Raw genomic sequence first — 13,913 nt, 5'->3', positions numbered from 1 at the left:
ACCCAATTTCACGATCTGAAAAACGAAAATAGACGCGACAAGCGCGTCTATATCGTGGAATTGCAACAAACTACACAGCGATCAGGTGCCAGATACCCGCTCTGAGTTGGCATCCAGTACACACAAGGCCGCCATGTTGACAATCCGGCGAACGGTGGCCGAGGCAGTCAGAATATGAACTGGCTTGGCCGCACCCAGCAGGATCGGACCCACTGCAACACCATTGCCAGCGGCAGACTTCAGTAAGTTGTAGGCAATGTTGGCTGAATCCATGTTCGGGCAGACCAGAAGATTGGCCTCGCCACTGAGTGTGGAGTTGCCAATCACAGCCGTACGGACGGATTCATCGATCGCGCAGTCGCCGTGCATTTCGCCATCCACTTCCAGCCAGGGTGCGATGTTGCGCAGAATGTTCAATGCTTCACGCATTTTGACTGCAGACGGCTGGTTGCTGGATCCAAAATTCGAATGAGACAACAACGCAGCCTTGGGTTGCACGCCCAAACGCATCATTTCTTCAGCGGCCATCAAAGTGATTTCGGCCACCTGTTCAGCGGTCGGATCGTAATTGACGTGTGTGTCCACCAAAAACACCTGGCGGTTGGGCAACATCAATCCGTTCATGGCGCCGTAAGTTTCGCAGCCTTTGCGCAGACCAATGACCTGATCCACGTAATGCAAATGTAGCGGATGAGTGCCAAAGGTGCCGCAGATCATGCCATCGGCGTGACCCTTTTGAATCATCACTGAGCCAATGAGCGTATGGCGGCGACGCATCTCGATTTTTGCATACGATTCTGTCACGCCCTTGCGGCTGGTCAGTTCGTGGTAAGCCTTCCAGTACTCTTTGTAACGCTCGTCGTACTCGGGATTGATCAGACCAAAATCAACATCCCGCTTCAGGCGCAAACCAAAGCGCTCAATCCGGCGTTCAACCACGGCGGGGCGACCAATCAGGATAGGCCGGCAAAGTCCTTCATCAACCACCACCTGAACTGCCCTAAGCACGCGCTCGTCTTCGCCTTCGGCAAACACGATGCGTGAAGTTTCGGGAGACTCGGCTGCACAACGCTTGGCAATCGCGAAGATGGGCTTCATGAAGGTGCCAGAGTGATAGACAAACTGCTGCAGTTGTTCCTTGTAGGCGTCCAGATCTGCGATGGGTCGGGTTGCGACTCCGCTTTCCATGGCGGCCTTGGCCACCGCCGGCGCAATGTGCACGATCAGACGTGGATCGAATGGCTTGGGAATCAGGTATTCCGGACCAAAACTGAGGTTTTGGGAATGGAAAGCCTTGGTCACCACTTCAGACTGTTCTTTGCGGGCCAGTTCGGCAACCGCCCTGACTGCAGCGATCTCCATTTCCTTGGTGATTGTGGTTGCACCCACATCCAGGGCACCGCGGAAAATAAAAGGGAAACACAGCACGTTGTTGACCTGGTTCGGATAGTCCGTACGACCGGTGCAAATGACGGCGTCGTCGCGCACTTCGAGAATGCGCTCAGGCAGAATTTCAGGGGTGGGGTTCGCCAAAGCCAAAATGAGGGGCTTCGGTGCCATGCTTTTCACCATGTCCTGGCTAACCACATTGCCGGCTGACAAACCCAGGAACACATCGGCCCCCTCAATGATTTCCGCCAGCGTGCGTGCGCTGGTTTCTTTGGCGTAAATGTCTTTGTCGGGGTCCATGCCCTTCTCGCGGCCGACATAAACCACACCATCAATGTCGGTCACAAAGATGTTTTCGACTGGCAAACCCAACTCGACCAGAAGATCGAGACAAGCCAAGGCAGCAGCACCCGCCCCGGAGGTGACCAGCTTGACCTCGTTGATCTTTTTGCCCAACACCTCAAGGCCATTCAGAATGGCTGCACCCACCACGATGGCGGTGCCGTGCTGGTCATCGTGAAACACCGGAATGTTCATGCGGCTGCGCAATGCGCGTTCAACCTTGAAACAGTCAGGGGCTTTGATGTCCTCAAGGTTAATGCCCCCAAAAGTGGGCTCCAGGGACGCAATGATTTCGATCAGTTTTTCTGGATCGTTTTCGTTGATTTCGATGTCAAAGACATCGATACCCGCAAATTTTTTGAAGAGAACGGCTTTGCCTTCCATGACTGGCTTGGCCGCAAGGGGTCCAATGTTACCCAGTCCCAATACGGCTGTGCCGTTGGTGACGACTCCAACCAGATTGCCACGCGCGGTGTAGCGGAAGGCAGTGGAAGGATCCTGTTCGATTTCCTCACAGGCGGCTGCCACGCCAGGCGAATACGCCAGAGCAAGGTCGCGCTGGTTGACCAGGCTTTTGGTGGCAGTGATCTGCAATTTGCCTGGCCTTGGAAACTCGTGATATTCGAGTGCGGCCTGACGGAAACGGGGATCCATGGGCTGAGCCATATAACATTCTCTTCTGAACATGAGGAACCCAAAATTATAGTCCTGCGCCGAGGCCCTGTCCTCAGGACTTTCCACTAATGCCCTAAGATGATTGGATCAGTCCAGAATCAGACCATTTTCGAAATCAAGGTTATCGTTTCAATGCTTTCCAGACTCAGCCAATCCATTGAGCCCTTTCATGTCATGGAGATTGTGAAGCAGGCGGATCAATTGCAACAGCAAGGCCGCGACGTGATTCACCTGTCCATCGGCGAACCAGACTTTCCACTGCCAGAGCCGGTCGCACAGGCATTGACGCAGGCCATCGGTGCCGGTAAAACCCGTTACACCGCAGCCTTGGGTCTGCAGGAATTGCGTGAAACCATCGCTCATTTTTATGACAGCCGCTTCGGAGCCACTGTCAGTCCCGGGCAGGTGGTAATTACCTCGGGCGCGTCCACCGGGCTGATGTATGCCTGCCTCGCCCTGATTAATCCGGGTGACGAAGTGCTGCTGTGTGACCCCGGTTACCCGTGCAACAAAACCTTTGTACAAACCGCCGGCGGTGTGGTGCGCACCATTCAAGTCAGTGAAGACAACAACTTCCAGCCCACACTTGCAGAAGTGCAAGAAGCATGGACACCCAAAACCCAAGGGATTCTTCTGGCCTCGCCTTCCAACCCGACAGGCACGCGCATTTCGTCGAACGTACTGAATGACATTGTCGATTGGGTTGCCACACAAGGCGGCTTCATCATCATGGATGAAATCTATCAACTGCTCTGCTATGGCTCACAACCGAGAACCCTGTTGAGCCAATCGCCATCAGGCCAAACCCGTGACCACTGCGTTGTTATCAACAGTTTTTCAAAATACTTTGGTATGACTGGCCTGCGACTGGGCTGGATGGTGGTGCCCGAGGCGCTGCTGACACCCATTGAAAAACTGGCTCAAAACCTGAATATTTGCCCGAGTACGCCAGCACAGTGGGCTGCACTGGCCTGTTTCAAACAGGAGACCCTGGACATTTGCGAGGCAAGGCGCGCAGCCTTTGGAAATCGACGCGAATTCTTATTGCGAGAGTTGCCAAATGTCGGGCTGCATGCGGGCTCCAATCCGGATGGTGCTTTTTATGTGTATGCGCATGCGCCCTACGGGAGCAGCCAATACTGCTCAGACCTTCTGCAGACTCAGGCAGTTTGTACTGTACCGGGGAAGGATTTTTCTCAAAAGGAGGGTGAGGCGATGTTCAGGATCTCGTACGCCAACTCGCTGGAGAGGATAGAACAGGCTCTCCAGCGTATGGGGCAATTCAACTGTCGCGAGATTTGAGCTCGGCAGCGGACACTTTGTCGCTTGAGCGGGACTGCGCAACCAGTCTGCCCTGCTTGAAGCGAGCATCCAGAATGGCCTTCAATCCGAGCACCTTTTCAGGGTAGCCGCCGTCACTGCCACTGACCGCTGCGCCAACGTACCAGCGAAGGGCCGATTTCACGGATCCGGTTCGACGGGTGTATTCCTTGATGATCTGGGCACCCACACGCATGTTCATTTCCGGATTCAAGGCTGACCAGTCACCAGGCGACAATTCTTCAAACTTGTCTTTGTGAATCTTTGGCATCACCTGCATCAAGCCTTTCGCGCCAACCGAGCTGGCCGCAAAAGGGTTGTAAGACGATTCAACACCCACGATCGCCAGAATCAGCGTCGGGTCGATCTTCTCGTCACGCCCAACTTTGTAAGCCAATTTGACGATGGACTCAACTGCGTCCTGAGAGACCCTGTAGCGCTTGGCCAAATACTGGGCAATTTGCCGCTGGCCGGCACTTAAGGGGCGGCTTGGATCGATCGCATTGAATTTGATCGGCACCAGGTTTCGTCCCAGACCGTTACCCACGTCGGTGGACTCGGAGGGACTTGAGACATTCGTCTGGGTCATCTCCGCGTTGGCTGAGCCATCACTCAGCATATCGATCTGCTTGGCGAACAGGGCCTGTACTGGCTCTGAAAAAAACACCGCTTCCCGCAGGTCTGGGTTCAATGTAATAGCGCCTGCGGCTGTGGTGATTGCAACCACTGACATAAAACCGATACCGGCGGCCACGTTGCGTACTTTGCCAAGCAGCGCACTTTGTTTCAACTTGTTGTGCATGCAACCTCCTTCGCTACGCAAACGCAATTACTTGCATTGTTTGACTCAGCGTTGCATCTGCCTTCATTTAGTCCGTAAGGCAGAACGTTCTGTCGGATTGGATTCTTTGAGACGAACCGACACTCGTTTGAATGATCTGGCCTGAAACAACCCAAGCGCCAGTCACTCGCGAATTCTTCGACGCGTTGTGTTTAACGGTGAAGTTGACCGAATTGTAGGAATGGAGTTCCCATCGGTCAATCCGAAATCTGGTAGAGTCTTTCTACTTATTGGTTCTTTTTCTTGAAACCGACCGTATTTACTGACTGAACGGGCGAAAAAATATTTTTAAAATATTTCTGTTCTTTTGTCATTTTTAGTCACTTTTACACAACACACTCAGGCAGTTATGAGTACCAAATACAAAAACCTTCGCGATTTCATAGACTTACTATATCGCCAAGGTGAACTGGTTCGGGTGCCCGAGTCTGTAAGCCCCGAATTGGAGATGACACACCTGTGCGACCGGGTGCTTCGCGCCGAGGGGCCAGCCCTGCTTTTTGATGCCCCACAAGGCTACCAATACAGGGTATTGGGCAATCTGTTTGGCACTCCAAAGCGCGTGGCCATGGGCATGGGCGCAGACAACACCTTGGCACTGCGGGAAATCGGTCAGACTCTGGCTTATCTGAAAGAACCTGAACCACCCAAGGGTTTGCGCGACGCCATGGACAAACTGCCACTGGTCAAACAGGTGCTGTCCATGGCCCCCAAGGTGGTCAGCAAAGCCGCTTGTCAAGAACAGGTCATTGAAGGCCCAGACGTGGACCTCAACAAAATTCCGATCTGGACTTGTTGGCCTGACGATGCAGCCCCGCTGCTGACGTGGGGCCTCACCATCACGCGTGGCCCACAGCGTAAACGCCAGAACCTGGGCATTTACAGGCAACAGCAAATCGGCAAGAACCGCCTGATCATGCGTTGGCTGGCACACAGGGGTGGCGCACTCGATTTTCGTGAATTTGCGCTGAAAAATCCGGGCAAACCCTTTCCCATCTCAGTGGCGCTGGGTGCAGACCCTGCGACTATTCTGGGCGCAGTCACGCCAGTGCCAGACACCCTGTCGGAATATCAGTTCGCCGGTTTATTGCGCGGAAGTCGCACCGAACTGATTCAATCCATCGGCAACGACTTGCAAGTGCCCGCTGAAGCGGAAATTATTCTGGAAGGCCATATTTACCCGGCAGAACGGGGTGAAATTCCCGAAATTCGCGCTGGGGTTACGGTACTTCGCGAACCACCGCCCATTCCTGACTACCTCAAGGGTTGGGACTGCGCGCTGGAGGGTCCCTATGGCGACCACACTGGCTACTACAACGAGCAGGACTGGTTCCCTGTCTTCACCGTAGACCGAATCACCCAACGAAGCGACGCCATTTACCACAGCACCTACACAGGCAAACCGCCGGATGAACCCGCAGTTCTGGGCGTGGCCCTGAACGAGGTGTTTGTTCCGATTTTGCAGAAGCAGTTTCCTGAAATTACAGACTTCTACCTGCCACCCGAAGGTTGCAGCTACCGCATGGCGATTGTGTCCATGAAAAAGAGCTATGCCGGCCACGCCAAGCGGGTCATGATGGGCACGTGGAGCTTTCTGCGGCAATTCATGTACACCAAGTTCATTGTCGTGGTGGATGAAGATGTGAACATTCGGGACTGGAAAGAGGTCATTTGGGCGATCACCACGCGGATGGACCCGGTCAGAGACACGGTGCTCGTCAAAAACACCCCGATTGACTACCTGGACTTTGCAAGCCCAGTCAGCGGTTTGGGTGGAAAAATGGGACTGGATGCCACCAACAAGTGGCCTGGAGAAACCGATCGGGAATGGGGCCGAAACATTCAGCCCGACCCCCGCTTGAATGACCGGATCAGCGAACTTCTGAGTCGCCTTGGCGCTTGAACCACCAGGCGGCCGCGGCCAAAGCCAACGCCGCTGCACCGGCGCGCAGCGCCACATGGCCTACGGGTTTGCGGTAACGAAAAAGCAAGCCAGAACCCACGGCACTTAGCATTGGGTATTTCTGAAGGCTGTCTTTGAAAACCTGTCCGCCCATTGCGCCAAGGGGGCCCAAGGCGTTCAGACGATTTCCGGTGACCCATTGCGCCACTTTGCGCGCGGCACCCACCCAGGCGAATTGCGACTTCAACTCGGCCATCTGCCCGCCGAATTCCATGCGCTGCAATTCAGCTTTCATTTGAAGCAATTCGATTTTTGCCTGAACTGGGTCAAAACGAGAATGGGCCAAAGGTTTCTCCAGGCGGGTCAGGGTTGGTCTGAAATCGACTTCAGGATGGCCTCTCGATCGCGCCCCAATTCGGCGACAGTCGCCTCAAAGAGGGGGCGCTCGGCATTTGAAGCCCTTTTCAGTTTTACCCAAAACACCCAGGCAAGGCCTATGTAAAAAATGGCACAACCCATGAGGGCAAAACCGGTGTGAGTGGGCCAGGCGAGGTAGACGACAAGCGCCGAGAGCGCAACGCTGGCCAAGGCCAGAGCCAAAGCCAACAACACACTGTAAACAACCGAGTGAATGGCTGACTTGCGGGCTTGGGTGAGCTCCAGACCCGCCAGTTCAAGCCGAGTCTGCCCCATGGCCAGCAGAGTGGCCGACACACGCTTGAATGCTTCTGAGGACTCTTTGCTCAAAGGGGAGGCCTTTGTTAACGTCGATTCAAGATGAGGCCAAGCAGAAATCCTGCTGCAGCGGCAATGCCCACAGCCCTCCAGGGGTGATCATGCACATAATCATCGGTGGCACGGGCGGCTGCCTTGCTGCGCTCAACCACAGCGTACTGGGTGTCTTGCATCACCTCGCGGGCACGACGCAGACTGACCAAGGCCTTTTCACGCAGTTCGACAGCCCGTTCACCTGAAGAAGAGGCTGCAGCTTTCAGCAGATCTTCGGCGTCACTCAGTACGATTTTCATGTCACTGAACAGCTTGTCTTTACTGTCGTCCATATCTTTTCCTTGTAGTGTCGGTGATTACGGCCTTTCAGTGTATCAAAGTCACACTGCAAATCCACCGCTCAGTCTTTTTGGTAAAGCGTTTCCAGCAAATTTTCGATGGGTTTCCACGCTGCGTAGGCCTTTGGACTTCTCACCATGACGCCGACGGCCCACCACTGGCCATTCACATCACGCACATAGCCACCAATGGTTTTCACACCATTGAGACTGCCAGTTTTCAGGTAACCATAGCCATCGATGTTTTTGACATGGCGGTACAGCGTGCCGTCAACGCCAGCGTGAGGCAAGCTTGCCAGAAAATCAGGGAAGTCGGATCGGGTTGCCATGTAGGCCAGATAATCGGTCAGTCCACGGGCGTCAATGCGATTGTTGCGGGTCAAACCAGAGCCATTCTCAAAAACCCAGTCGGTGTTTCGGATGTCGTTGCTGGCCAGCCAGCCTTTCATGATTTGATTAAAGTCGCCCGCCGGACCTGTCACTGCCAGCTCCAAGTGGCGGGCCATGACGTTGCTTGAATATTTGTTCATCAGCTTGATGAGGTCCGACAGGGGATCGCTATAAACCGCATACAGGGACAATGCGCCGGAAGGCGTCGTCCCCGTCAGGACGCGTCCCTTGAATTGTCCACCCAACTCGGTCCAGATTTCGCGAAACCAGGACTCCCACAACCAGTCCTGATTCGGTATGCGAATCGGCAGCCGACTTTCTCCGCACCGCGCAGGGTAATTGCCTTTGACTGTTACGACGACATCGCCTCCACTTTTGCGATAGTCCACGCTCAGGCCGTTCTTCCAGGCACCGCAGCCACCCTGCACCAAACGCATCTCAGACACAAATGCCCAGTGAGCAGGGGCCTCCTGACCCACCACTTTTACACCGCCCTGCCCTGGAACAATGTTCAGTGACATGGCCCCATAGTTCAGCAGCAAGGCATCTGGCTGGGCATGGTAAGCGCGGTAGGGCGCGTCGTCGTCGAATTCGTCGGAGTCACCTGGCGCATCGTCATCCTTGACGGGTTTGAAGGCGGAACGATCGAGGACGACATCGCCGTTGATCGTTGTTAATCCATCTGAGCGCAATTGACGAAGGGCCGACCACAAGTCGGAGGTTTTAAAAGCGGGGTTGCCGTTGCCTCGAATGTACAGCGATCCGTTTAAAATGCCATCGACAGGTTTATCCAGCGCCTGAAAATCCGTCTTGAACCGATAGGTGGGACCCAGCTTGTCCAGCGCCAGACCCGTGGTGAACACTTTGGTCACAGACGCGGGGTTGGCCAATGCATCGCCCCCCATGGAGTAACTGTGAGGTCTTCTTGTGGTAAAGGGGGGTAAAGGTTCCGCGTAGGCGGTCACGTCTTTGGGGTCGATGCCCGCCTGCTTGAAGGCTTGAATGACAGGGGCTGAAAAAGGTCTTTCTTCGTAAAGTGGTTTGACGGCTTGTGCGGCCGACATACAGAAAATCAGCAGCAACGCGGCCAGCGAACTTGTTTTCGCTGCCCTGCAAACCGGTTTGTTCATTGCCCAACACCCTTTTCAAGCTGGTTTATCCGAGGCTTCAAGGATAACAGCTTACCTGCGCAGGCCCATTGGACAAAGTGGCAGGTCAGGTGTGATTTTTGGGATCCTTTTTGCGCTCCCAAGGACGAAGCGGCTTGTCGACAGCAGCCTCGGGCACCTTTTGGGCTCCCCCTGCCTTGTCATCAGCCTTGGCGTTGTCGGGCTTGGATTCTGCCACTTTGGCGTTTTCACTGCCGGCCTTGCTGTCTTTGTCCACACCGGGTGGCGTCCATCGTTCACGATCGGGTGCCGTGTCGGTGACATCACTGTGAGGCTGACCTTCGGCAGCAGCACCGCCAGCGGCCTTGCCCGGCTCATAAGCCGAGTTTTGGATTTGAGGTTTCACAATTGCCAAATTGTTCGACATCATGTAATCGTTCATGTCGCGCCAGCCGTCAAAGATGCCCGCCTGATGCGCCATCGGATTCATCTTGAAACAATCCTCAAGCGCACGCCCTGAATGTCGGCAGGCGGCGCCAATGGCCTTGCTGTCCTCCAGAGACAGGTGATTGTCCAGCCCTGGAATTTCGGACAAATTGCAGGAACTTAGCAGACCGGTTGCACCAACAACCATGAGCAATTTCAGTTTTTTCATGACGAACCCTCGGGCCACGGCCAGAAGCCGCGGCAGATTTTCTCAACGCTACAGAAAATCTAACGTCACAAAATCGGGAAAGTTTATGGTGCTGTCAAAAAAGAATTCAGGCTGCTGACCAATTTCAGATTGTCTTCCACTTGATGGAACACCCCATGCTGGGCACCTGCTGCTCACTGGTGGTGCCAGTTCGCGCCACCTCTTGCATGGCGAGAAAGAGGTCTCTGCGACTGTCGGGCGGTGCCGGGTTTCTGCCAGAGGCATCCAAACGACCGCGGTAGCGCAATTTCAAGTCGGCATTGAAGCCGAAAAAGTCTGGAGTACACACTGCATCGTAAGCCCGCGCCACCGTCTGCGTGCTGTCAATCACAAAAGGAAAGCGAAAACCCATGGTACTGGCCAGGTGCGACATGTTCTCGAAAGAATCCTCGGGATAAGCCTCGGTGTCGTTGGAATTGATGGCGACGACGCCAATGCCCTCGTCCATCAAGGCATGCGCATCACGAACCAGACGATCCAGCACCGCCTGAACATACGGGCAATGGTTGCAGATAAACATGACCAGCAAGCCACGAGGCCCCTTCGCATCATTCAGCGTAATCCAGTCGCCATGCGTGGATAGCAACTTGAAATCGGGCGCAGAGAACTCAGGGTCAAAACCGGGTGTGCTAACAGCCATGTGTTTGAAAAACTCCTCTAAGTGAAACAATGTGTTGCAGCTTTTCTTGTGCAATGCACACAAACAGGGTACACTGCGCGCAGATTGCAAATCAACGGGTCATTTTAACCCCATCTTTACTGGACCGCGTTGGGTTGCCTTTGTATGTGCTTGATGCACACGCCCATCGCCGCCAGTCGCTTCACGTTCACTGAGCCACACGCTCTGCCTGTACGTTCTGTATTTTCTGTTGTCGATGTTTATTCAGTTCCATTTATTGTTGGGATAATTCACCATGTCTACGTCATTTGACGAAATGGGCCTTGCTGAGCCTTTGCTCAAAGCCCTCTCTTTTCTAGAAATCAGCACACCGACACCCGTACAGATCGCGATCGTGCCTCAAGCCATGGTCGGAGGCGACTACATGGTCAGCAGCCAGACAGGCAGCGGCAAAACATTCGCGTTCCTGTTGCCCGTCATGCACCGCATGATGACCGTCGAACAATCCGCCATGGAAGCACTGGACGGCCCTGAAGTGCTGGTGCTGTGCCCCACCCGTGAACTGGCCAACCAGGTCAGTCAAGACGCCATCAATCTGGTAAAAGCATTCAAAGGCTTGCGCGTGGCCACCGTGGTTGGCGGCATGCCCTACGGCAAGCAAATGGCATCACTGCGTGGTGCCCGCCTGGTTGTCGGCACCCCCGGTCGCCTGCTGGACCTTGCACAACAAGGCAAACTGAACCTGTCAAAAATCAGAACGCTGATCATTGACGAAGCCGACCGCATGCTGGACCTCGGTTTCGCTCCGGACCTGGAAGCCCTGGACAACCTGTGCAAAAACCGTGGTCAGACGATGATGTTCTCTGCCACCTTTGCCAAACGCATTGTTGGTCTGGCCGAAAACATCATGAACCAGCCCAAGCGCATTGAGCTGTCTGCCAGCAACGAAACCAACACCGATGTGTCACAGAAGCTGCACTGGGCCGACAACCGCGGTCACAAACGCCGTTTGCTGAACCACTGGCTGGAAAGCGAAGACCTGGTGCAAGCTGTGGTGTTTACCAGCACACAAAGCGACGCCGAAGAACTGGCCCGCGCCCTGAGTGATGAAGGCGTTCGCGCTGCCGCACTGCACGGTGCCATGCCACAGGTGGTGCGTAACCGCAGACTGGCCAGCGTTCGCAAAGGTGACATCAAGATTCTGGTGGCCACTGATGTCGCTGCCCGAGGACTGGATGTGCCAGCCATTTCACACGTGATCAACTACGGCATGCCCATGAAGCCGGAAGATTATGTTCACCGCATTGGCCGTACCGGTCGCGCCGGTCGCTCCGGTATCGCGATTACCCTGGCGGAAGCCAGCGACATTGTGCGCGTGCGGGCCATTGAGCGATTCATCAACACACGAATTCCAGAAGAGCAGATCGAAGGCATGGAGCCACGCGGCAACTTCTCCAAAGCCCCTCCACGCAGCGGCAATGAGCGCGGCGGCCGTGGTGGCAACGGTGGTGGCCGTGGCGGATTCGGTGAAGGTCGCCGGAAGTCATTCGGTGAAAGTCGTGGCTACGGCGAAAACCGTTCATTCGGCGGTGAGTCACGCGGCGGTTATGGCGATTCTCGCAGGCAGGAAGCGCGCCCGGCAGGAGAAGATCGCCCTCGCTTTGACGACAAGCCACGATTCAACGACAAACCCCGGTATGACGACAAGCCGCGTTTTGACAACCGCAATAAACCTGCGGGTGAAGAGCGTCGCAGCTTCGGTGATCGGGACGACCGTCGTCCAGCATTTGCGGACCGCGACAATCGACGCGACGCAAGCCGCTTCAACTCGACGCCTGAAGCTGGCAAAGGTGTGCGCTCAGGCAAACCTGCATTCAAAGGTGACCGCAGGGACCAAGCCTCGACGGTTCGCAGCGATGCTGCGCCAGCACGTCGCGATGGCATTCGCCCTGGTTTGCGAACTGACAGGTCAGGTTTCACGCGTCGTCGCGTGGTTTGATCTTCCCCACCCGCAGGGGTGGTCATTTTCTTGTCAAAAACCCGGTTTAAAACACCGGGTTTTTTCATTTTCGTGCGACAATTACCGCTTCGCTCATCGCTTCAATCGCAGTCAGGCAAAGTGTTGTTAAAACCACCCAGCAGATGGATCAAGCAAAGCGCCCGGTTTTCAAGGTTTCTGGCCGACCGGGGTATCATTGTGTCGATGGTCTATGTACTGTCGCTACTCTTGGGAATGGTGGCTGTGGCGTTCGCCATGCTTGCCGACAAGGCCATCAAGTGGAACAACGAGTTCTACGCCAACCACACTTTCCTTGCACTCCTTTTGCCCCCCATTGTATTTCCGGTGGTGGTGTGGCTGGTCAAAAACTACTTCTGGGGTTCTGAGGGCAGCGGCATTCCGCAAGCCATCAAAGTGATCAAGCACCCCAAACCCCGAATCATGACGCACCTGCTCGGGCCTCGTTCCATGCTGGGCAAGTTCATTCTGACTCCTTTTGTACTGGCTGCCGGTGCAGCCGCCGGCCGTGAAGGGCCCACGGTTCAAATTGGAGCAACGCTACTGGCCTACAGCAGACGCTGGCCTGGAATTGCCAAGGTATTCGACACGCGCTCTCTGATCATTTGTGGCGGCGCAGCTGGCGTTGCGGCCGCTTTTAACACGCCACTGGGCGGATTGATGTTCGCCTTTGAAGAACTGGGCAGCCGCCGCGTGATCAAGCACACCTCCAGCCTTTTGATGGCGGTGGTCTTGTCTGGTCTCGTTGCGCTTTCCATTCAAGGCAATTATTCCTATTTCGGCTACTCAAACGCCACAATCGACTGGCGTCAAGAATGGTTTCCGATTCTGGTTTTGGCGATTTGCACAGGAATTATCGGTGGACTGTATGCCCGCTCCATGTTGGTGTTGGTGTCTGATCGTGGCTTTTGGGGCGATTACCGAAAGCGTCACCCTTACCGATTTGCCTGTGCCTGCGGCATCGTGCTCTCTCTAATGGCGCTGGTATTTGGCCACCACGTCATGGGCGCAGGCTATGAAGACACCAAAATGGCCCTGCAGGAAAGTCAAGATCTGCCCGCCACTTACTGGCTGACCAAAATGGTGGCCACAGTGGTTTCGTTTGTCAGTGGCGTGCCGGGTGGTCTGTTTTCTCCTACACTGTCGATCGGTGCGGGTTTCGGTCATTTCTTTGCCAATCTGATTCACCAAGACACGGCGCCGTTTATGATGCTGGCCATGGTGGGTGTCATGTCAGCAGTCACACACTGCCCGATCACAGCCTTCGTGATTGTGCTGGAAATGGTGGACAACCACGAATTGGTCATGCCACTGATTTTTGTATCTGCCATCGCCACACAGGTCAGCAGACGCATTATTCCCGCGTCGGTGTACCACATGCTGGCCAACAATATTCGCTTAAGCTTTGCCCAGCCAGAGCCACAGGAGACCACGGCAGTGCAATCGGAAGAGCCTGTGCAGGCAGAAACCCCCGAAAACGCTGTGCAAATCGATCCGGTGAGCCTCCCCCCGACCGTCAATGAAACAAGAATTGACAAGGGCTAGGA

Annotated in this window: 12 protein-coding genes; 4 read left to right on the top strand and 8 right to left on the bottom strand. The window is 54.9% G+C overall.

The window, feature by feature from the left end; all coding sequences use genetic code 11:
- Nucleotides 1–81: 81 nt before the first annotated feature.
- Nucleotides 82–2,397: an NADP-dependent malic enzyme gene (locus QQJ87_RS06865; RefSeq protein ID WP_284280757.1), complete on the bottom strand. Its 2,316-nt coding sequence runs from the start codon at nucleotides 2,395–2,397 to the stop codon at nucleotides 82–84.
- Between the two features lie 141 nt (nucleotides 2,398–2,538).
- On the opposite strand from QQJ87_RS06865, the gene QQJ87_RS06860 reads away from it, so the two are divergent.
- Nucleotides 2,539–3,708 (top strand): aminotransferase class I/II-fold pyridoxal phosphate-dependent enzyme, encoded by a 1,170-nt coding sequence (locus QQJ87_RS06860; protein WP_284280756.1) that lies wholly within the window; start codon nucleotides 2,539–2,541, stop codon nucleotides 3,706–3,708.
- On the opposite strand, the gene QQJ87_RS06855 is transcribed toward QQJ87_RS06860, so the two are convergent.
- Nucleotides 3,689–4,528 (bottom strand): lytic transglycosylase domain-containing protein, encoded by an 840-nt coding sequence (locus QQJ87_RS06855; protein ID WP_284280755.1) that lies wholly within the window; start codon nucleotides 4,526–4,528, stop codon nucleotides 3,689–3,691. The two genes, QQJ87_RS06860 and QQJ87_RS06855, sit on opposite strands and share 20 nt — an antisense overlap.
- A gap of 388 nt (nucleotides 4,529–4,916) precedes the next feature.
- Here QQJ87_RS06855 and QQJ87_RS06850 point away from each other — a divergent pair, with 388 nt between their 5' ends.
- On the top strand, nucleotides 4,917–6,470 hold the full coding sequence (locus QQJ87_RS06850) for a UbiD family decarboxylase (RefSeq protein WP_284280754.1): 1,554 nt from the start codon (nucleotides 4,917–4,919) through the stop codon (nucleotides 6,468–6,470).
- Here the strand turns inward: QQJ87_RS06850 and QQJ87_RS06845 are convergent.
- The 6 genes from QQJ87_RS06845 to QQJ87_RS06820 form a co-directional block, all read right to left on the bottom strand.
- On the bottom strand, nucleotides 6,439–6,816 hold the full coding sequence (locus QQJ87_RS06845) for a hypothetical protein (protein WP_284280753.1): 378 nt from the start codon (nucleotides 6,814–6,816) through the stop codon (nucleotides 6,439–6,441). The genes QQJ87_RS06850 and QQJ87_RS06845 overlap by 32 nt on opposite strands.
- Nucleotides 6,817–6,833: 17 nt before the next feature.
- Complete coding sequence (locus QQJ87_RS06840) at nucleotides 6,834–7,217, bottom strand: phage holin family protein (RefSeq protein WP_284280752.1); 384 nt, start codon at nucleotides 7,215–7,217, stop codon at nucleotides 6,834–6,836.
- 14 nt (nucleotides 7,218–7,231) lie between these two features.
- Nucleotides 7,232–7,531, bottom strand: a complete 300-nt coding sequence (locus tag QQJ87_RS06835) for an ElaB/YgaM/YqjD family protein (RefSeq protein ID WP_284280751.1) — start codon at nucleotides 7,529–7,531, stop codon at nucleotides 7,232–7,234.
- 68 nt (nucleotides 7,532–7,599) lie between these two features.
- Nucleotides 7,600–9,057: a D-alanyl-D-alanine carboxypeptidase/D-alanyl-D-alanine endopeptidase gene (gene dacB, locus QQJ87_RS06830; RefSeq protein WP_284280750.1), complete on the bottom strand. Its 1,458-nt coding sequence runs from the start codon at nucleotides 9,055–9,057 to the stop codon at nucleotides 7,600–7,602.
- A gap of 85 nt (nucleotides 9,058–9,142) precedes the next feature.
- Complete coding sequence (locus tag QQJ87_RS06825) at nucleotides 9,143–9,691, bottom strand: hypothetical protein (protein ID WP_284280749.1); 549 nt, start codon at nucleotides 9,689–9,691, stop codon at nucleotides 9,143–9,145.
- Between the two features lie 124 nt (nucleotides 9,692–9,815).
- Complete coding sequence (locus QQJ87_RS06820; protein ID WP_284280748.1) at nucleotides 9,816–10,370, bottom strand: thioredoxin family protein; 555 nt, start codon at nucleotides 10,368–10,370, stop codon at nucleotides 9,816–9,818.
- Nucleotides 10,371–10,644: 274 nt separating this feature from the next.
- Here QQJ87_RS06820 and QQJ87_RS06815 point away from each other — a divergent pair, with 274 nt between their 5' ends.
- Entirely contained in the window at nucleotides 10,645–12,348 is a 1,704-nt protein-coding gene (locus QQJ87_RS06815) for a DEAD/DEAH box helicase (RefSeq protein WP_284280747.1), read from the top strand.
- 120 nt (nucleotides 12,349–12,468) lie between these two features.
- On the top strand, nucleotides 12,469–13,911 hold the full coding sequence (locus tag QQJ87_RS06810; RefSeq protein WP_284280746.1) for a chloride channel protein: 1,443 nt from the start codon (nucleotides 12,469–12,471) through the stop codon (nucleotides 13,909–13,911).
- Nucleotides 13,912–13,913 lie beyond the last annotated feature (2 nt).

This window comes from Limnobacter litoralis, from assembly GCF_030160455.1.
GTDB classification, from domain to species: Bacteria; Pseudomonadota; Gammaproteobacteria; order Burkholderiales; family Burkholderiaceae_B; genus Limnobacter; species Limnobacter litoralis.
This window is presented reverse-complemented; position numbering and strand designations above follow the sequence as displayed.